The organism is Sphingobacteriales bacterium (assembly GCA_016700115.1).
Lineage (GTDB): Bacteria > Bacteroidota > Bacteroidia > Chitinophagales > UBA2359 > UBA2359.
Genome location: CP064999.1, coordinates 71,508 through 90,755, shown reverse-complemented (window position 1 = coordinate 90,755; position 19,248 = coordinate 71,508). Strand labels below are relative to the sequence as shown.

Annotated in this window: 12 protein-coding genes; 5 read left to right on the top strand and 7 right to left on the bottom strand. The window is 39.1% G+C overall.

Annotated elements, in window-relative coordinates:
• Positions 1-61: 61 nt before the first annotated feature.
• Entirely contained in the window at positions 62-3,943 is a 3,882-nt protein-coding gene (gene porU, locus IPM47_00360) for a type IX secretion system sortase PorU (protein QQS29439.1), read from the top strand.
• Between the two features lie 49 nt (positions 3,944-3,992).
• Here the strand turns inward: porU and IPM47_00355 are convergent, their stop codons facing one another.
• From IPM47_00355 to IPM47_00345, 3 genes are all read right to left on the bottom strand, one after another.
• Positions 3,993-5,243 (bottom strand): HlyC/CorC family transporter, encoded by a 1,251-nt coding sequence (locus tag IPM47_00355; GenBank protein ID QQS29438.1) that lies wholly within the window; start codon positions 5,241-5,243, stop codon positions 3,993-3,995.
• A 1,033-nt stretch (positions 5,244-6,276) separates the two neighbouring features.
• Positions 6,277-6,741, bottom strand: coding sequence for a hypothetical protein (locus IPM47_00350; protein ID QQS29437.1), 465 nt, complete (start codon positions 6,739-6,741; stop codon positions 6,277-6,279).
• 67 nt (positions 6,742-6,808) lie between these two features.
• Positions 6,809-7,051: a hypothetical protein gene (locus IPM47_00345; GenBank protein QQS29436.1), complete on the bottom strand. Its 243-nt coding sequence runs from the start codon at positions 7,049-7,051 to the stop codon at positions 6,809-6,811.
• 716 nt (positions 7,052-7,767) lie between these two features.
• Here IPM47_00345 and IPM47_00340 point away from each other — a divergent pair.
• The 3 genes from IPM47_00340 to IPM47_00330 all read left to right on the top strand — a co-directional run bounded on the left by IPM47_00340 (position 7,768) and on the right by IPM47_00330 (position 11,328).
• Positions 7,768-9,708: an OmpA family protein gene (locus IPM47_00340; protein ID QQS29435.1), complete on the top strand. Its 1,941-nt coding sequence runs from the start codon at positions 7,768-7,770 to the stop codon at positions 9,706-9,708.
• A 102-nt stretch (positions 9,709-9,810) separates the two neighbouring features.
• On the top strand, positions 9,811-10,635 hold the full coding sequence (locus IPM47_00335; GenBank protein QQS29434.1) for a purine-nucleoside phosphorylase: 825 nt from the start codon (positions 9,811-9,813) through the stop codon (positions 10,633-10,635).
• A 117-nt stretch (positions 10,636-10,752) separates the two neighbouring features.
• Entirely contained in the window at positions 10,753-11,328 is a 576-nt protein-coding gene (locus tag IPM47_00330) for a rhomboid family intramembrane serine protease (GenBank protein ID QQS29433.1), read from the top strand.
• A 406-nt stretch (positions 11,329-11,734) separates the two neighbouring features.
• Here IPM47_00330 and IPM47_00325 read toward each other — a convergent pair whose 3' ends face one another.
• From IPM47_00325 to IPM47_00315, 3 genes are read right to left on the bottom strand one after another with little or no spacing between them, the layout of a single operon-like run.
• The gene (locus IPM47_00325; GenBank protein QQS29432.1) at positions 11,735-12,562 is read right to left on the bottom strand and encodes a hypothetical protein; all 828 of its coding nucleotides are present in this window, start codon (positions 12,560-12,562) and stop codon (positions 11,735-11,737) included.
• Between the two features lie 5 nt (positions 12,563-12,567).
• Positions 12,568-13,599 carry a DUF58 domain-containing protein gene (locus IPM47_00320; protein QQS29431.1) on the bottom strand — a complete coding sequence of 344 codons (1,032 nt, stop codon included), beginning with the start codon at positions 13,597-13,599 and terminating at the stop codon, positions 12,568-12,570.
• Positions 13,600-13,619: 20 nt separating this feature from the next.
• Entirely contained in the window at positions 13,620-14,630 is a 1,011-nt protein-coding gene (locus IPM47_00315) for a MoxR family ATPase (protein QQS31353.1), read from the bottom strand.
• Positions 14,631-14,789: 159 nt separating this feature from the next.
• Here IPM47_00315 and IPM47_00310 point away from each other — a divergent pair, with 159 nt between their 5' ends.
• Positions 14,790-16,979, top strand: a complete 2,190-nt coding sequence (locus IPM47_00310) for a peptidase domain-containing ABC transporter (GenBank protein QQS29430.1) — start codon at positions 14,790-14,792, stop codon at positions 16,977-16,979.
• Positions 16,980-16,992: 13 nt separating this feature from the next.
• Here IPM47_00310 and IPM47_00305 read toward each other — a convergent pair whose 3' ends face one another.
• Positions 16,993-19,239 (bottom strand): carbohydrate binding family 9 domain-containing protein, encoded by a 2,247-nt coding sequence (locus IPM47_00305; GenBank protein ID QQS29429.1) that lies wholly within the window; start codon positions 19,237-19,239, stop codon positions 16,993-16,995.
• Between the last annotated feature and the right edge of the window lie 9 nt (positions 19,240-19,248).

The following is a 19,248-nucleotide window of genomic DNA, read 5'->3' as shown; positions in this document are numbered from 1 at the left end:
ACATCCTCACATTTTTTTCAATTCGGCAGCCCCTGTTTTCTCAATTTTAAATGTGCTTCCTATGTATAAGAACCCGATTGCTCTTTTGCTTTGTCTTTTGGTGTCTCCTTTTATTTTCTCACAACAAACACAACTTCTGACTGGGTTTGAAATTGAGTGGAGTAAAAACACAATCGCCGTTCCTTCGGCTGATGGGTTAAAACAAGTTGAAACTCCTTATTTTAAAGATGCTGTTTATGATTACCAATTGCACGCTTTGCCTTTTTGGTCTAAAAAAATTGGGTTCATTCAGGGGGCACAAGTTACTGCAAAAATACGGAATGCCAGATATGAGCCGCTCGGTTTTGCTAATTTACCCGACTTTAACGACTTGTTATCCCATGATATTGCCGTAGAAGCAGTAGTGGGTTATGAAAAAAAACAGGCCAATGCACTTTTTTCGTTACTCCCTTTTCGTTTAAACCCTCTCACTTCTGAAACTGAAAGATTAGTGGGCTTTGATCTTGAACTAAAAACTCAGGGAAGTTCAGGACAAAATCTTGCAAAAAGCAACCGCTCTTATACTACAAATTCGGTCTTGAATCAAGGCACTTTTTACCAATTTAGAACGGATAAAAACGGGATTTACAAAATTGATTTCTCCTTTTTACAGTCATTGGGGATCAGTTCAACCGTTAATTTGTCGAATCTGAGAATTTATGGAAATGGTGGCGGGATGCTTTCTGAACTTGCCGGTAGCGAAAAACCGGACGACCTCGTAGAAATTCCGGTTCAGGTAGTTGACCTAAACAGCAATAATGTGTTTGATGCAGGAGATTATGTTTTGTTTTATGCTGAAGGTCCCGACAAATGGCAATACAACAGTACACAGGGAAGATATATTTTTCAGAAACACATTTACAGCGATTATGCAGCTTATTTTTTGAATTTTGATATTGGTACGGGCCTTCGAATTGGTTCCCAATTACAATCAACCTCTTACAACACCGAAGTTACTTCATTTGCAGATTATGCCATTCACCAGAAAGATTTATTTCAACCTATTAAAAGTGGCAGACTTTGGCTGGGAGAAGAATTTAATGTTGAATTATCCCAGAATTTTAGTTTTAGCTTTCCCAATCTTGACACGGAAACACCTGTTCAGATAAAAACTCAGGTTGCTTCAAGATATGTAACCGGAAACAGTTCCGGTTCACTTACTAATTTTTATGTTAAAGCCAACGGAACTCAGATTCAAAATGTCAGCATCACTTCTGTAACCGGAAGCTACGAAGGATGGTATGCCCGACTTGCGTCGGGAACTTCTCAATTTACAGCCAACAGCTCAGATTTAACCATCAACTTAACCTATAACAGACCGGCAGTCAGTGCAATCGGATGGTTGGATTTTATCGAACTGAATGCGCGCAGGCATTTGATTTTTACCGGTCCTCAAATGATTTTTTCAGACCCGAAGTCTGTCGGAACTAATAAACAATCGAAGTTCATCATTCAGTCTAACACATCAAATATCCGGGTTTGGGAAGTAACTAAGCTAAATGAAGCAGTTCAATGGGATTTAACTGCCGAAGCAGGCAACCAATATGTGTTTTATGTTCCGACTCCAACATTGAGGCAGTTTATTGTTTTTGATGGTTCACAGTTTTATACACCTGAGGCAACAGGTATATTAACTCAGCAAAATTTACATGCAGAAGAAACTCCCGATTTAATCATTGTGTCTTATCCCGACTTTTTACCTGCGGCCGAAAGGTTGGCAAATTTCCGCCGGACACACGACAACCTTGAAGTAAAGGTGGTTACTCCGCAACAAATTTACTATGAGTTTTCTTCGGGAATTCCAGATATGGCAGCTATCAGAGATTATGTGAAAATGTATTACGACAGAGCCGGAACAAATACCGATTTGATGCCACATTATTTACTGTTGTTTGGCGATGCTTCTTTTGATTACAAAGGAATAGAATTTAAAGTGGGTAATAACCACAATTTTGTTCCAACTTATGAAAGTACGGAATCGCTTAATGCGGTAGAAACTTATTGTACCGATGATTTTTTTGGGCTTTTAGATGACGACGAAGGTCAGAATATCAATACGACCAATCAATTTTTAGATATTGCAATTGGACGCATTCCGGTAGCCACCCTTGAAGAAGCCGAAAAAGTGGTTGATAAAATCATTCACTATGACGAAAGTGCTTCGCTGGGAGAGTGGAGAAACAACATCACCTTTATTGCTGACGATGAAGATGGCAATCTTCACCTCGATGATGCACAAATTCACGTAGCAAATGTTGAAGAAAACAATCCGGTTTACAATATTGACAAAATATATCTCGATGCGTATCCACAAATTTCGACAGCAGGAGGAAACTTATACCCTGATGTCAACACAGCCATCAACAACAAAATTTTTTCCGGCACATTTATTATGAATTATGTCGGACATGGCGGAGAGTCAGGGTGGGCACATGAACGAATTTTAAAAACAGAAGACATCAGAAGTTGGAGCAACCTTAATCAGATGCCTTTGTTTATCACAGCAACCTGTAGTTTCAGCAGGTACGACAACCCCGAAAAAGTTTCGGCAGGAGAAATGCTGATGACAAAGTCAGATGGGGGTGGGATAGCATTGATGACCACCGTCAGGTTAGTATATGCCACTGCCAATCAGAGATTGAATACCGCATTTATTAACCGGCTATTTCAGGTCGAAAACGACAAGCATCTTTCATTGGGTGAAATTGCGAGGAGGTCTAAAAATGATGCAACATTATTGACAAGTTCCATCAATAACCGGAAATTTGTTTTGCTTGGAGATCCATCACTGATACTCAATTATCCGAAACATCAGGCAGTCATTACTTCAGTCAACAACCATCCGATACCTTCGGGCATTGAAGCTGCTGATACGCTCAAAGCGTTATCACAGGTTACTATGACCGGTGAAATCAGAAACAAAAACGGCGAGAAACTCACCGATTTTAACGGAATCGTATATTCAACAGTTTTTGACAAATCTGTACAAGTACATACAATGGTCAATGATGTTTATAGTGAACACGATACTTTTAACCTGCGAAAGAATATCATTTTTAAAGGCAAAGCTACCGTTACAAACGGGGAATTTTCATTCACATTTATTACTCCCAAAGACATTTCCTACCAGTTTGGAGCAGGAAGAGTAAGTCTGTATGCCGACAATGGTGTAAACACAGATGCACATGGATTTACCGAACAAATCATCATTGGCGGTGTAGCAGAAGATGTTCAGGCAGATGCCCAGGGTCCTGAAATCAAACTGTTTATGAACGACGAAAAATTTGTTTTTGGAGGCATGACAAATACAAACCCGGTGTTGATAGCCAAACTTGCAGACGAAAACGGAATCAATACGGTCGGCAATGGAATAGGGAGAAACATTTCGGCCATTCTGAACGACGATAATAAAAACTCTATCGTGCTGAACCAATACTACAAAGCCTCATTAGACAATTACAAAGAAGGGGAAATCCGTTATCCATTATCCGACCTTCCGGAAGGGTTACATCAATTGACAGTCAATGCCTGGGATACCCATAACAATGCCGGCAAAGGATATACGGAGTTTATCGTAGCCCAATCGGCAGAGCTGGCACTGAAGCATGTGTTGAATTATCCCAATCCTTTTACCGATAATACCGCTTTTTGGTTCGAACACAACCGCCCTAACGATCAGTTGTTAATAACCGTTCAAATCTTTACCCTTTCGGGAAGGGTGGTTAAAACATTACAGCAATCTTTAGTCGCCGAAGGATTCAGAGTCGATTCTATGACCTGGGACGGGAGAGATGATTTTGGAAACAAAATAGGAAGAGGTACTTATGTATATAAACTATCGGTGAGAAGTCTGACCGATCATAAAGTTGCACATAAAGTTCAGAAATTAGTCCTCCTCAAATAGTTTTGAAAACAATTTCCTGACAGGCACAAATTTGGCATGGAGTAGCCGGTTATTCTTCTATCAGCTTCATACGGACTGTTTTGACAGTAGTATTGCTGACTTCGGAAATGGTAAACCGAAATTCGTCAATATACAAGACTTCTCCTTCGTCCGGAATATCTTCGTTTCGGGCTATGATATAACCTGACAGGGTTTCGTAGTCGCCGGGAGGAATCTTAAAACCATATTTGTCGTTGAGATAATCTATTTCGAGGCGCGCCGACAATAAGTATTCATCCGCATCTTCTAAAAAAGCTTCGACAAAATCATCATTGTCAAATTCGTCATGAATTTCACCAAAGATTTCTTCCATAATATCCTCTAAGGTGATGATGCCGGCTGTTCCTCCAAATTCATCTTTTACCAATGCAATACTTTTGTTCTCTTTTATAAAAAGATTGAGCAGATTGGTGGCCGGCATAGCTTCTGGAACAGTTATTATAGGCCATATTTTATAGGTGTTTTTCAAAATATCCTGATGATGGATATAACCGACCACATCATCAATACTGTTTTGATAGGCAATGATTTTTGAATGTTTCGTTTCGATAAACAATTTCCTTACCTCCTCAATTTGACTGTCTTTATTGATGGCAGCAATTTCAAGTCGAGGCACCATACATGCCCTTGCTTTGACAGATGGCAGTTCCAAAGCTCTCTGGAACAATAGCGTATCTACCTTGTAATCTTCATCCGGATTTTGTTTATTGGAATGAACATAATGCTGTAAATCAATAAGGCTTAGGGTAGGTTGTGGCACTTTTTGATAGTCAATGCCCCAAACCAGTTTAATTATGTTCTCTGCCAGCCATACACTGAACCTGACAAAAGGAAACAGCAAAATATATACGATCCATACCGGAAAGGCAAAAATGTTTAAAAATGCGTTTGGGTTAATCCGGAAAATGTTTTTAGGAACAAATTCTCCAAATATAAGAATGACAACTGTTGAAATAAAAGTAACAATTGCAATGGTTAAGGCCTTCGACTGTGTGATAATATCCGGTAATGGCTGATGAAGCATGGCTTCAAACAAGGTACTGTAAATGACGAGCATCACCGTGTTGCCAATTAATAAAGTCCCTAAAAACTGGGTTGGATTGTTGTAAAAAACGGTTAATGCTTTAGAAGTCATACTGCCCTTTTGTTTTTGAATTTCCAAAGAAATTTTATTGGCAGTGATGAAAGCAAGCTCAATGCCTGAAAACAAGGCAGAACCAATGACAACCAACACTAAATAGTATATGTCTGGAACGGGCATTTTTAAAAAGGGGTATCTACTGAAAGTTAAATGCCTGATGTAAATTTAAAGTTTAGGCACGACCTGCAAAGGTACTATTACTTATTCAAATTGTTAAGCTTAGTTGCAAACAGGTAACATCACTAAGCCATTTCTTTAAAAAAATAAAATCAATGACGAATGAATGACTTTTTATTGTAGATAATTTTCAAACAATGCAAAATTTGTTGTTTAAAATTAACAAATCAGGGATTAGAATAACTTTTTAAAACAAGCACATGAACGTTTTAATTAATTTTATTTCTCTTAAGCAGCCCATTAGTTTTATTTGTACTCCTAAATTGGGAATGATATTCAAAAATGAAACAAGAAATGCGCCGTTTCCTATTTTAAAAAAAAGAAAAGAAATAAGAAATGCCCAGTTTCTTGTTTCAAAATATTAAAATGAAACAGGAAATGCTCCGTTTCCAACTTTAAAAACTTTGAAAGAAATAAGAAATGCCCCGTTTCTTACTTCAAAACAGATAATTGAAACAGGAAATGCTCCGTTTCCAACTTTAAAAACTTTGAAAGAAATAAGAAATGCCCCGTTTCTTACTTCAAAACAGAAAATTGAAACAGGAAATGCCTCGTTTCTTGTTTCAAAAAAGATAAAAATATCCTTTTAAATCTTAGTTGAGTTGAATATTACCGGCAAGATGTCAACTTATTGCCTGGAATAGTGGCAAACTTTGGTAAAAACAGACTAAGCCTTCTAAGGAATCTGGATTTTACTTGACAGAATTTGCGAAATGCCTCCCGATTTTTTGGAATAAATTCTGTTATATGGGTATTCTGGAAGAATTTTTAAAACAAGACAATCAAACATTCGTGAAATGAAAAGCCCTTCAGAAAATTCACCTTTATGAACTTAAAGGTAAAATTTCGAAGGGCTTTTGATAAATTTTTTAAAATTTTTGAAAGAACAGCAAAAAAATAAAAAAACAGAATGTAATGGAAACCTTGAGTGGGAAAAAAAACGGAAGTTCTAAATAATTATAAGTGGGAAATTGGGTTACTTGTTATCCTCTTTTTTAGTAGCATTTCCTCTTACATTTTTCATACGCTCTTCTACTTCTTTGGGAGTCAATATAACTTCTTTTTTAGGTTCATTTGTTTTGGTTGCGTTACCCCTGACATCTTTCATTTTCTCGTCAATGGTTTTAGGTTTGGTATCGGTCGTTGTTGTCGGGGTTGTTTTAGGAGTAGTTTTAGGTTTAGTTCCTGATTTAGGAGTGCCGGCTTTTGCAGATTCAGCAGCGGCAAGCAAAGAATCGACCCTCGATGTAAGCATGGCATCAAATTGCATATTGCATGCGCTATCTAATTCTGCTCTTAGGGTATTGAGTTGAGTTGCAACCTGAATATCAATTTCTTCCTGTTGCTGAGCTTTCAGTTTTTCAAGTTCAGCGGCATTGTTACAGGAAAAAACAAATAATACTACTGATATAACTATGATGGAAAAAAGAAACTTTTTCATGTTGAATGTTTTTTTAGAGAAATTTAAAATTTGATTGTTAAAGAATACAGTTTGCAGAAAAAAGTACTTACTTCCCGCTTGCTTTGGCACTCACGATAGAATCGGCTTTTACAGCCAAATGAGTTTGAATATGTAACTGGCAGGCAGCATTTGCAGAATCTCTGATAGCGACTGATTGTACCTGTACAATTGAGTCAACTTTAGTTTTCACTTGTGTGGGGTCTAAACTAACGCCGGTGTTGTTACAGGAACTCCATATTGCCAAAGAGCAAAACAGAAGAATTATGGCAACTGATTTAAATCGTTTCATGTTTTTCGGTTTAAGTTATTTGAATTAAAATTTGTTTAAGGTATTGATTAAAGACAGAATTTCCGGGAGATTCCTTATTTATATAGAGAGCGGTTTGAAATTTTTGTTGTTGGATTGATTTTGGCTTACTTTTTGGGAGAAATAGTTATTAATTTAGTGTAAAACAGTTACTTTTTGTTGCGGTATTTAAAAATTGTATCTAAAAAGATGCTCTATTTTAATTTGCAGGTGTCTGAAATCAAATAAAAAGTCAAAAAATATCTTTTAGGGTGTTTAAACAATTTGAATTTCCAACTTTGTTGTATCTTGCCCCGCAAATAAACAGGATTGAAGCCATCATTAATTTGAAATTAATGCCGACGCAGTTAAAATATAGTTATTTAAGATAGGATATAATGGGGATGGTTTAAAAAGATGCCCCAAAAGTGGGGCAGTTTTCTAAGGCAAAAAAAAATTTTTTGCGGCAAAACAATTAACAAATATAGCCGTTTTTGTTAGCTTTGCAACTTGAATTGAATAAAAAGGAAGATTTGAAGTAAAAAACTTTTAAAAAAGTAGCAAATAAATTTGTTTATCAAATGGAGCAACATATATTTGCGTACTATTCAGCTACGAAACATTGGCATCAATGTCAGTCAGCACAAGGTTTTTAGAGGATTTGAACATTAAAGACTGAAACTGAAAATTTAAAATATAACGGACTAAAACTACACCTTATGATGTTAGGTAAGAAACACTGGCTTCTTGCTTTCTTCATTTTGTTTGCAAGCTCAGTGAGTTTGTTTGCCCAAGAAGAAGGTAACACCGAGAGCGAAGAAGGAACTTCTACAGAAGCAGAAGAAGAAAAATCTTCGGACGAGTACCCTTATCCTTCTTTTAGAAGTGAAGAGTACAAAGATTTTGTACCCAAAAGAAGGCAAGACCAACAAGACAAGTTTTTGGATAGAAAATATAACTATCCTGCCAAACCACGCGATAAGTGGGAAATTGGTATTGATGCTGGTTTGCTGATGGTGAGCGGTGATGTTAAAACCGGATTTACCGATTGGAAGGCCGGCGATAAATTTCATACAAAACTTGGCTTCGGCGGTCATATTCGTCGTTCATTCGGCTATGTTTTCTCGTTGAGAGGTAATTTCATGATGGGTTCAACATGGGGTAGAAACTGGCAGGCTGCTCAAGGATGGTCTTACAGCAGTATTGATCCTACTTACCACCCGAACGGAGCCTTAGGCGGAAGTTCTCTCTATGATGAATATAATGAAGACGGACCAACCCCCAACTATTTAGACCCCGTTACAAATACGGGACGTCAAGTGTTCTATAATTACAAAACCAATATCCGTGAGTTAAGTATTTCCGGTGTGTTTAACATACACAATATCCGTTTCCACAAACGCGAAACAAAAATCGGGCTTTATGGTCTTGCCGGTATTGGTGGGGTTGCTTATCGCACTTTTATGGACCAATTGGATGCTGAAGGAAATACCTATGCCGACAGATATGAGGCCTTAGTTGCTTCTGACATTTACACCGGCAACTACGATATGCGCAAAGATGTATTGGACCAATTGGATAGTTTTGTTGACGGTGAATTTGAATCTCAGGCAGAGCGTCATTTTGATGATTACTCTCCTTTTGATAATTATTCATACAAACCTACAGCTCATGCCGGTGTTGGTCTAGCGTTTAAATTGGGCCGTGTTGTGAATCTGGCTTTGGAAAGTCGCGTTACTTATACTAACGATGACTTGTTGGATGGTCAACGATGGCAAGAATGGGGTGCTTTAACCCGCGACTATGATACGTATGTTTTTACAGGCTTAGGACTTAACTTCAATTTGGGTTCTAAAAATTCTGTTGAGCCGCTTTGGTGGATGAATCCTTTGGATTATACTTACGAAGAATTAGCCGAAGCTCCTTGCTGCGAAAATCTCGATTTGCCCGACTTAACTGATGACGACAAAGACGGTGTGCCTAATGCATGGGATGAAGAACCCGATTCTCGTGAAAACTGTCCGGTTGATACTCGTGGAAGAATGTTAGACAGCGACCGCGACGGCGTTTTGGATTGCGATGACCGCGAACCTCATACCCGATATGACGCAATTGATTTAGTTGACCAATACGGTGTTGCTCCTAAAGTCAAAATCAAATGTGATGATATCGAAGGTTTCTGCGATTGCGTTAAAAAATGTTCACCTCCGGTTGCAAAAGCTGATCCCTGTGCCAATCCTTTATTACCCAGTATCTTGTTCGACCTGAACAAATACTCAATCAAACCTGCTTTTGATGCTCAGTTGGCAGAGGTTGCCCGTTTCTTGCGCGATTGCCCCAACACCACTTTGTGTGTTATCGGCCATACAGACGTAAGACATTCAAATCCGTACAACGATGTATTGTCTTACAAACGCGCCAAAGAAGTAGTTGAAAAATTAGTGAAAGATTATGGTATCGCACGCAGCCGCTTGGTTATCCAGTATCGCGGTGAATTAGAGCCCGTTGTATCAGGATTGTCTGACTCACCGGTTCGCAAAGCAATTGATGCCGATCATGCCTTGAACCGTCGTGTTGAGTTCCGCGTTTGTCCTCCTCAAAATGACATGCCGAAACCTTCAGGACCAGCCGATGCAGGTTCAAGAATACCAAAACCCTAATTAGTACAGATTTTAAAAACTAATTAGAACCATTAGCCCCCGACACCTCGAAGTGTCGGGGGCTTTTGCTATTTTAGCGGTCTTAAATAAGCTTCTTAAGAAATGGAAAATTTAATTCTTAAATTAGAAGAAACAACCAGGTTTATTCAGGGCAGGATGCCGTTTGAACCGGAAATTGGAATAATTTTGGGTACAGGCTTAGGCAATCTGGCTGAAGAAATTGATATTCGGAAAGAGATACCTTATCAGGAAATTCCAAATTTTCCGTTATCAACCGTTGAAAGTCATAGCGGAAAATTGTTGTTCGGCAATTTGTCCGGAAAACCGGTAGTTGCAATGCAAGGGCGTTTTCATTATTACGAAGGCTATTCTTTGCAGCAGGTTACTTTTCCGGTTAGAGTCATGAAACGCTTAGGAGTTCAGAAACTATTTATTTCTAATGCCGCAGGAGGCATGGGTAAACATTTGGAGAAAGGAGATTTATTGATAATTGACGATCATATCAACCTTCATCCCGATAACCCTTTAAGAGGCAAAAATTATGACGAACTCGGACCCCGTTTTCCCGATATGAGCAGAGCTTATGACAAAGACCTGATCTCTTGGGCAATAGAAATTGGTCGGAAACATCATATCAGATGCCATACGGGAGTTTATGCCAGTGTAACGGGGCCAAATCTTGAAACAAAAGCAGAGTATGCCTATCTATATCGTATAGGAGCAGATGCAGTGGGGATGTCAACAGTTCCGGAGGTTATTGTAGCAGCTCATTGTGGGTTATCAGTTTTTGCGGTTTCAGTAATTACCGATATCGGGTTTCCACCTGAAAGGGTAGAGGTGGTTAGTGTAGAAGATGTCATTGCTGTTGCTAAAGCTGCTGAACCCAACATGACTTTTTTAATTAAAAAACTGATAGAGCGGTTGTAACCCTTTTTTTTAAAATAGAATTAATCTGTTTCAGGAAAAAATTAAGGGATTTTTTGAAAATCAACAGACAATTGAAACTTAGTGAGAATTTATTATGTTTGCAGTTAAAACAAAGCTATGAAAATTACATACAATTCACCTGTGGTGCTGAGTTTTACTTTGATTTGTACCATTATCATGTCATTAGATAGTTTTTCTTTTGAAGGACTGACCCGTGGTCTATTTACGGTTTATCCCGATATGGACATTGCCGATCCCCTGACTTATTTCCGGTTGGCTTCTCATTCTATAGGCCATGCTGATTGGGGGCATTTGGTCAGTAATCTGACTTTAATTTTATTGCTCGGACCTATGTTGGAGGAAAAATACGGCTCTAAAATGTTGATGATAATGATGCTGATCACCACACTTATTACCGGAATTTTAAGTGCAGCGGTTTTTTCATCGGGCTTGTTGGGTGCAAGCGGTATCGTGTTTATGTTTATTTTGCTCAGTTCCCTCACCAATTTTAAAAGCGGTCATATTCCACTTACCTTTTTGCTGGTAATGATTTTATTTTTAGGAAACGAAGTGATTTCTTCCTTTCAGGAAGACAATATTGCGCAGTTTGCGCATATTATCGGCGGTGTTTGTGGTGGAATTTTTGGGTATCGCTTCGGGAAATCAGAAAATTATCCGCAGCGGGTAGATTAGCGGTTTTCTATTTCTTCATATTCTATATAGTCCCCGCCTCTGTAAGAAACCTGGTTATTTTGGGAGTCGGGCGAATGGTTCGATGATTTATTTGAGGTGAACTGTTGTTGTTGCTTCTGAATTTTTTTAGCTGCCATATAAATGGGCAGTAAAATGCCGGCAACAAACCGGACCGAGTAATATACCACAACACAAATGATCACAATCTTCAGTAGCAAACCCATATCAAAGCAGTAAAAAGGGTATTAAATTCAAAGAATCGGACAGCAAAAAATGGAAAGTAATGATTCAAAATTAGATAACTTGAATGTCGTTACTTTTTTACTGTCAGGTTTCTTTGCAGTTTTATTAAACCAATAGAAAATATAACGCAGATAAGTGCCTTTGAGTTCTAAACCCGGTGTAGTTATTGATTGTTGCGCAGCGTATTTTCAACAAATTGTATAATTTTAATGGCTTCTTCGTTTACCTGAACCGGAATAGTCCGGTAATATCCTGACGGATATTTAAGAGTTACCGTAAAATTCTGCACATATAAATTGGGAGATTCCTTTCCGGGAGAATTGTCTAAATAAATTTTTGCCAACATGTATTTTGACAAACGGTTTCGTTCGTCATTATCCATTGCATAATATTCTTTGGTTTCTGTATTTTCAAAAATACCCTCCATTTGGTAAAGCGATTTAAGCTCTTCAGGTTGTGTTTGGAATACTTTGTTGTCTTTGGATTGAGTAAATAAAGATTCGGTATCATAAGCGGTAAACTCAATCGCAATTTCAAAGGTTTTTGGAGTATATAATTTACTGAGGGCTTCGTTTTCTTTAGCTTCCGATTCATATTCGGCATTGCCTTTTTCCGGTACAATTATTACCGGTTCCTTATAAATGACATAAAAGTTTGAAATCCGCTCAGCTACTATCCAGTTTTTATAGTTATTGGCCTCCAGATGTTTTTTAAGCAAGCTGTATAATTCGTATTTAGTAACCGGAGTATTCGACTTGAAGGGAGGAAAAGATTCCTCGATAGTTGGTTGAGTGGCCTCAACTTTGACTTCCAGCCCTGTATTGTTTTGGTTTTGATCGTTCTTAATCGGTTTTATTGATACGGCAGATTGAGCCGGTTTTTCGTTGATTCCATACTTAGTTTCTTTATTAGAAACATTGGATTCACTGCTTTGTGCATAAGCACTAATCAAATACAGGAAGTAACAAAAAAGTAGTGTGGTTTTTTTCATGATGATTAAGCCCCTCTTTTTTTAAAAAAACTAATAAGATGTTTTACATAGTCATCTTTGGTTGAAATATTCAATAAATCGGAACTGCTTTTGGCAAAAGATGTTTTGCAATAGTTAACTTTTCGTTGAAAAGCGGTAAACTGGCTTTTGCGTATATTTTTATCAGTGGTATCTAACCATTGTGCTTGTCCGGTTTCTGCATCAATAACCCGTATCATTCCGACATTGGGCAATACTTGTTCATGGATATCGTAAACATGAATTCCAACAACATCGTGTTTTTGAGCTGCAAGGCGCAATGCTTTTTCATACCCTTCTGCCAAAAAATCGGAAAGCAGGAATGCAATGCTCCGGCGTTTGATGACATTGGTAAAATAGCTCAAAGCATGTTCAATATTAGTTGTGGGTATTTGAAGTTGAGATTCACCTATTGAAACGTTATTTTGATTTCGTTTATTTCGGGGACTTAATCTGAACAGGTTTTCGAGCATTCCTTTCCTTTGCTGCCACCATTGATTTTTTTTTGCTTCTGCAAGTTGAAGCCGCTTATCTTCTGCTTCCTGTGCTTTTGCACCATAAGCAAAATCCAGCAATTCGCGTATGATGCGAAGCACATGGGTTTTTCCTTTTTTGGGAGGGATGAATTTTTCTATTTCCTGACCGAAAAAAATTACCCCAACTTTATCGTTGTTGTTGATGGCTGAAAAGGCAAGTACTGCACAGATTTCGGTGATCAATTCGCTTTTTAATTGTCTGAAAGTTCCAAAAAAGGAGGATGGACTGATGTCAACCAGCAGCATCAGCGTTAACTCGCGCTCTTCCTCAAATATTTTCACATAAGGGCTTCTTAAGCGGGCGCTGACATTCCAATCTATAAATTTAACTTCGTCTCCATATTGATATTCGCGAACTTCGCTAAAAGACATTCCCCGCCCTTTGAAAGCAGTATGGTATTCACCCGAAAAAATATGGTTGGACAACCCCCGGCTTTTAATTTCTATTTTTCTTACCTTTTTGAGCAGTTCTGTGCTATCCATGTGTTAAAATTCGGTTGAGATTATGGCACTTCTACTGTGTTGAGGATTTCCCGGATAATGTCTTCCGAAGTCATATTATCGGCTTCTGCTTCATAGGTAATTCCAATTCTATGACGAAGTACATCGTAACAAATAGCCCGAACATCTTCGGGAATGACAAACCCCCTGCGTTTGATAAAGGCATAAGCTTTCGAAGCCAAAGCGAGATTGATGCTGGCTCGGGGTGAACCTCCATAATTTATATAAGGCGCAATTTTGTCTAATTTGTACTGTTTCGGATTGCGGCTTGCAAAAACTATATCCAAAATATAGCGCTCTATTTTTTCGTCCATATAAACTTCGCGAACAACATTTCGGGCGCGGTGCAGAATTTCCGTTTTCAAAACAGGCTCAACCTTTCCAAAAGTATTGTTGACATTCATCCGCATGATTTTTTGTTCATCTTCCTTTTCAGGATATGAAATGATGACCTTGAGCATAAAACGGTCTAACTGCGCTTCCGGCAGGGGATAGGTGCCTTCTTGTTCAAGGGGGTTTTGTGTTGCCAATACTAAAAATGGCTCTTCTAATTTGTAAGTATTTTCGCCAATAGTTACCTGTTTCTCCTGCATTGCCTGAAGCAAGGCACTCTGAACTTTACCGGGAGCGCGATTGATTTCGTCTGCCAACACAAAATTGGCAAATATAGGACCCTTTTTGACCGTAAACTTATGTTCGTTTTGGTTAAATATCATAGTCCCGATTAAGTCGGCCGGTAATAAATCAGGGGTAAACTGAATTCGGCTAAATTTGGCATGAACTGCCTCAGACAAGGTTTTGATGGCCAGAGTTTTTGCCAATCCCGGGACCCCTTCCAGCAAAATGTGTCCTTCCGACAACAAACCAATCAGCAGCCTTTCTACCATTTGTTGCTGACCGACGATTACCTTTCCCAGTTCTTGTTCTAATAGTTCGATAAATGCACTTTCATGTTGTATGCGTTCATTGAGCAGCAATAAATCTGCGCCCGAAGAAGTCGTATGTATATCCATATCGGTTGTTTGTGATGTTTTTTGACTTTGAAGCGCAAATTTAAACATATTATACGGGTTCAATGGCTAAAAAAGGTTAAATTACTTTCTGCAATCTGCTACATTTGCAAAGTCATCAAAATGTAAAAAAATACGAAAACACTCTATTAACCCCTGACCATGCCCCGATTTCCGTTTTACCAACAATTGGATTCTATGGATTGCGGAGTTGCCTGTCTGCGTATGATAGCTAAATTTTACGGCAGACATTACACTGCACAGTCACTTCGCGAACTCAGTTACTCAGACAGACAGGGCGCTACACTTCTGAGTATTCGTGATGCAGCGGAAAGTATCGGAATGTCTGCCGTAGGAGTCCAGATTGATGTCGAACAACTCAAAACAACTATGCCCTTGCCTTGTATTGTTCATTGGCAACAACGACATTTTGTGGTAGTTTACGGTATTCAAGCTAACAAGTTTTATGTGGCAGACCCCGCCTTTGGAAAAACTGTTTACACGGAACCGGAGTTTACAAAAAACTGGACAGGCGATGCCAAATCTGACAATGCGGTCGGAATTGCGCTTGCCCTTGAACCTACAGAAGCTTTTTTCAAAAACACCGGTGATGAAGAAAAAAAAGCCGGATTGGGTTTTATTATCCCATATCTAAAGGGACATGAAAAGTCTGTTGTTTGGATGGTTTTATCCATTTTTTTTGCCGGTCTGATTCAGTTTGCTTTTCCGTTTTTGACCCAGATGTTGATTGACAAGGGCATTGGTCAAAATAATTTGCATTTCGTTTATCTGGTTTTATTGGCGCAGCTCCTGCTGTTGTCCGGAAAAACCCTGTTCGAGTTTGTCAGAAGCCGGATTGCTTTGCGGGTAGGGAATTCCGTTAACCGCGCGATTTTATCCGGTTTTTTGGCAAAACTCATGCAATTGCCGCTTAGTTTTTTTGAGGTAAAGCTTACGGGCGATTTATTGCAAAGGACAGGTGACCATCAACGGATTGAGCGGTTTCTAACCAATGCCTCGCTCAATGTTACTTATTCTGTTTTTACCCTGATTGTGTTTGGCATCGTATTGGCAATGTATAGTTTTCCGGTTTTCGGCGTGTTTACAGCCGGCAGCGCGCTTTATATCATTTGGATTTTGCTGTTTTCGGAACGGCGCAAAAGACTGGATTTTGAAAAGTTCGACAGGTTATCCGAACAACAAAATTTGCTGGTTCAGATGATTGGCGGAATGACGGAAATTAAACTCAACCAATATGAAAACTTAAGCAGGGAAAAATGGGAACTATTACAGGAATCTATATACCGGATTAACCTGCGCGCTATGTCAGTTGGAGAATATCAACAATTAGGCGCTTTGTTTTTTAATGAGTTTAAAAACATAATAATCGTTTTTCTGGCAGCATGGCAAGTTATTGATGGTAACATGAGTCTGGGAATGATGTTGGCTGTTTCTTATATTGTCGGACAATTGAACGCTCCTGTTGCCGACCTTGTCCGGTTTTTACAATCGGCTCAGGATGCGAGGTTAAGCATAGAAAGACTGAACGAAATACATACAAAGCCGGGTGAGGCTTCGGCAGAACAAGGGCTAATGCCTCCTCCGGAAGAAATAGATTTTATACGGCTGAATGGGGTAACCTTTTCTTATGGAGGTCCTCATGCCGAAAAAGTATTGAAAAATATCAACCTTGAAATTCCAAACGGAAAAACAACGGCTATTGTCGGGGCAAGCGGTAGCGGAAAAACAACGTTGTTAAAATTGCTCTTAAAATTTTACGAACCACAGGAAGGTGAAATTTTGCTGGGAGATATTCCACTCACCTCAACAGACCCTAAACAATGGAGAAACTTATGCGGGGTGGTGATGCAACACGGATATATTTTTTCAGCAACCATTGCCGAAAATATTGCGATGGGACATCTCCCTCCTGATTTACAACAACTCAATTCTGTTGCAGCTATTGTAAACATAGATTCATTTGTCAATGAATTGCCTTTGAAATATGACACTAAAATAGGGCAGGAAGGAATAGGACTTAGTGGAGGGCAGATACAGAGGATTTTGATAGCAAGAGCGATTTACAAGAATCCGAAATTTTTGTTGTTTGATGAAGCTACCAATGCGCTGGATGCAAAAAATGAACAATTGATTACCAATAATTTACGAACAGTGTTTAAAGGGAAAACGGTCGTTGTAGTGGCTCACCGGTTAAGCACCGTTCAACATGCCGATCAGATAGTGGTATTGGAAAAAGGCAGAATTACAGAAACAGGCACCCATGAGCAACTGTCTGCTCAAAAAGGAGTTTATTACGAACTCATACGAAATCAGTTGGAGTTTGGTGATTGATAAGACAGAACCTTTACAAGGTAAACCAATAGTTTATTTTTAATACCACTCCCCAGTCTTTTTGAGAAAAATTGTCGGAATCCATATTATCTGTAAATACCAGAAAAACATCAGACATTGGGGCAAATCTCCATTGAAGCCGGTTGTTGATGTTGAAGTTTTCGGTTTGTGTATTATATTGCAAAAAGGTGGTAAAAAACAGACTTCGGGTAAAAGTAAACTCTATCCGAGGGCTAATGAGCAGAAGCCGGCTGTTTCCAAATCCCTCCGGAAACGCGATATCATTATAAGCAATATTGAGTGCCAGATTAGCAACGGGCTGAATCCGTAAAGTCGCATCTGCACTCAGGGAGAGTTTGCTGCCGTTGTAAAAGCCACCATAAAAGGCTCTGAATTTTCCATAAAGTTTGTTGCGCGGCGCAGATTCATATTCTAACCCATAATCAGTATAGTTATAGTTGCCGGGCATCAGCAAAGAGTCCATTTGTCCGGTAATATTGGTCGGAAACAAAACTTGAGTAGCATAATTATCCACCACAAGTCGTGCAATACTGTTATCTTTAAAAAAGGAAGAGAGCTTAAACCCGGTCCAACGTTCTACTTTTTCCGGCGTGTAATAGTAAAAAACCCTGTTGCCTAATTCAGGACCCCAATATCGAACAGCATCCAACTTTTCAGGATAAAACTTATACCCTAAATAATGGTACGAAGTTAAATAAGGAGCTGCTATTGTTGTATTTTCCTGATCATTTCTGTGGTAGAGGTCTTGTAAAAAACCGCTGTCGGCGATATAGTCCTGTCCGGCATGTTCCAATGAGGCAAAGGCATAAACATGCCTGCCGTCATAGTTGACACTTCCAATTAAACCCGCTCGGTTGATAAGTTTTGGTGAAAAAGTTTCGGTATCATATTGGGTAAAAGATTGATGATAGAGCAAATCAGAGCCCCATTTGTTATTTGCTGAGCGAAACCGAAGTTCAACACCTGCCACTCTGTTAAAGTCGTCTTTGTCGGGTTTAAAGTTGGTAAAAGATTGTCGGTTAATTAAAAAACCGGTGATATTGCTTCGGGCTAAAACTTTGCGCTGCAGGGCAGCCACAGAAAAATTTTGACTCTGTATGCCGTTAGGAACACCTTCTGTCTGAGCAGTCAGTAATCCTACCCTCCAGTTTTCATTGAGGTTTCCGGTGAGCCGGGCTCCGAATAAGATAGGAACTTCAAGCCCTATTTGGCGTGAAAAAAATGGTCGCATAGAAGCAGTACCAAATTGAAATAAATCGCTGTTTTCGATAAAAAACTGCCGCCTTTCGGGGAAAAACAGGTTGAACCTTTCTAAGTTGGTTACCTGTCTGTCCACTTCTACCTGCGAAAAATCCGGATTGATGGTGAGGTCTAAATTCAACGAACTGGTCAGGGCAATTTTAGCATCCATTCCGCCTTGAGGGTAATCAATTTCCGGTTTATCCTGTGTTTTATAGTTTCGGTGTGCGCTGGATCGAAGGTAGGGAATCAGAGAAACATTGCCACCTGCTTTTTTGGGTGGATGATCCCAGATTAGTTTTCCGGTAAAGGCTAACGAAGCCACATTAAATTGAGTAGGCACCGGACTCCAGGTCGAGGTTTCTATCCGTTTCAGGTCGTTGCGAGAAAAATTCACGTTCCATACCGGACGGTTTTCATCATATCGTATGGTTTTAAAAGGAATAGCCATTTCAACAGTCCATTTTCCTGTTTCAGCATATACAGCGGAAAACCAACGATTGTCCCAACTTGTGGTAACTCCAAAAATCCCCCCATATTCCAGCAATCCTTCCCGTTCTACCCCTAAAGGGCTGGCTGCAAAACTAAAGCCGGTGGTTTGATTGCCGAATGGATCAAAAAACACTACAAAAGCATCTGTAACGGGATAGGAAAAATCCCGCTTGAGGGATTGAATAACATAATTGCCCGGAATTTCGTCATAACAAACCGCAGCAACATAGATATATTGATGGTCGTAGGTCAGGCGGACCTCTGTTTTTGAACGGGCAAAATCCATATCATCAGGCAGTGTTTGGTAAAAATCTTTTGCAATTTGAGCTTCCCCCCAATCAGGTTCATTTAATATGCCATCTAATTTTATGCTTTGTTTTGCCCTTTTGATGTTGATTTCATAAGTCATTCCTGTTTTGAGGTGCGGTTGCTGCGCCAGAACTAAATGAAAAAGCAGCAGGCATATTAAGATAGATATATAGTGAATGGGGCGCATAAGTTTTTGCATAAATTGACC

Excerpts from the sequence above, each read along its gene's own strand:
- porU (QQS29439.1), top strand. The coding sequence starts at position 62 with ATGTATAAGAACCCGATTGCTCTTTTGCTTTGTCTTTTGGTGTCTCCT.
- IPM47_00355 (QQS29438.1), bottom strand. The coding sequence starts at position 5,243 with ATGCCCGTTCCAGACATATACTATTTAGTGTTGGTTGTCATTGGTTCT.
- IPM47_00350 (QQS29437.1), bottom strand. The coding sequence starts at position 6,741 with ATGAAAAAGTTTCTTTTTTCCATCATAGTTATATCAGTAGTATTATTT.
- IPM47_00345 (QQS29436.1), bottom strand. The coding sequence starts at position 7,051 with ATGAAACGATTTAAATCAGTTGCCATAATTCTTCTGTTTTGCTCTTTG.
- IPM47_00340 (QQS29435.1), top strand. The coding sequence starts at position 7,768 with ATGATGTTAGGTAAGAAACACTGGCTTCTTGCTTTCTTCATTTTGTTT.
- IPM47_00335 (QQS29434.1), top strand. The coding sequence starts at position 9,811 with ATGGAAAATTTAATTCTTAAATTAGAAGAAACAACCAGGTTTATTCAG.
- IPM47_00330 (QQS29433.1), top strand. The coding sequence starts at position 10,753 with ATGAAAATTACATACAATTCACCTGTGGTGCTGAGTTTTACTTTGATT.
- IPM47_00325 (QQS29432.1), bottom strand. The coding sequence starts at position 12,562 with ATGAAAAAAACCACACTACTTTTTTGTTACTTCCTGTATTTGATTAGT.
- IPM47_00320 (QQS29431.1), bottom strand. The coding sequence starts at position 13,599 with ATGGATAGCACAGAACTGCTCAAAAAGGTAAGAAAAATAGAAATTAAA.
- IPM47_00315 (QQS31353.1), bottom strand. The coding sequence starts at position 14,630 with ATGGATATACATACGACTTCTTCGGGCGCAGATTTATTGCTGCTCAAT.
- IPM47_00310 (QQS29430.1), top strand. The coding sequence starts at position 14,790 with ATGCCCCGATTTCCGTTTTACCAACAATTGGATTCTATGGATTGCGGA.
- IPM47_00305 (QQS29429.1), bottom strand. The coding sequence starts at position 19,239 with ATGCAAAAACTTATGCGCCCCATTCACTATATATCTATCTTAATATGC.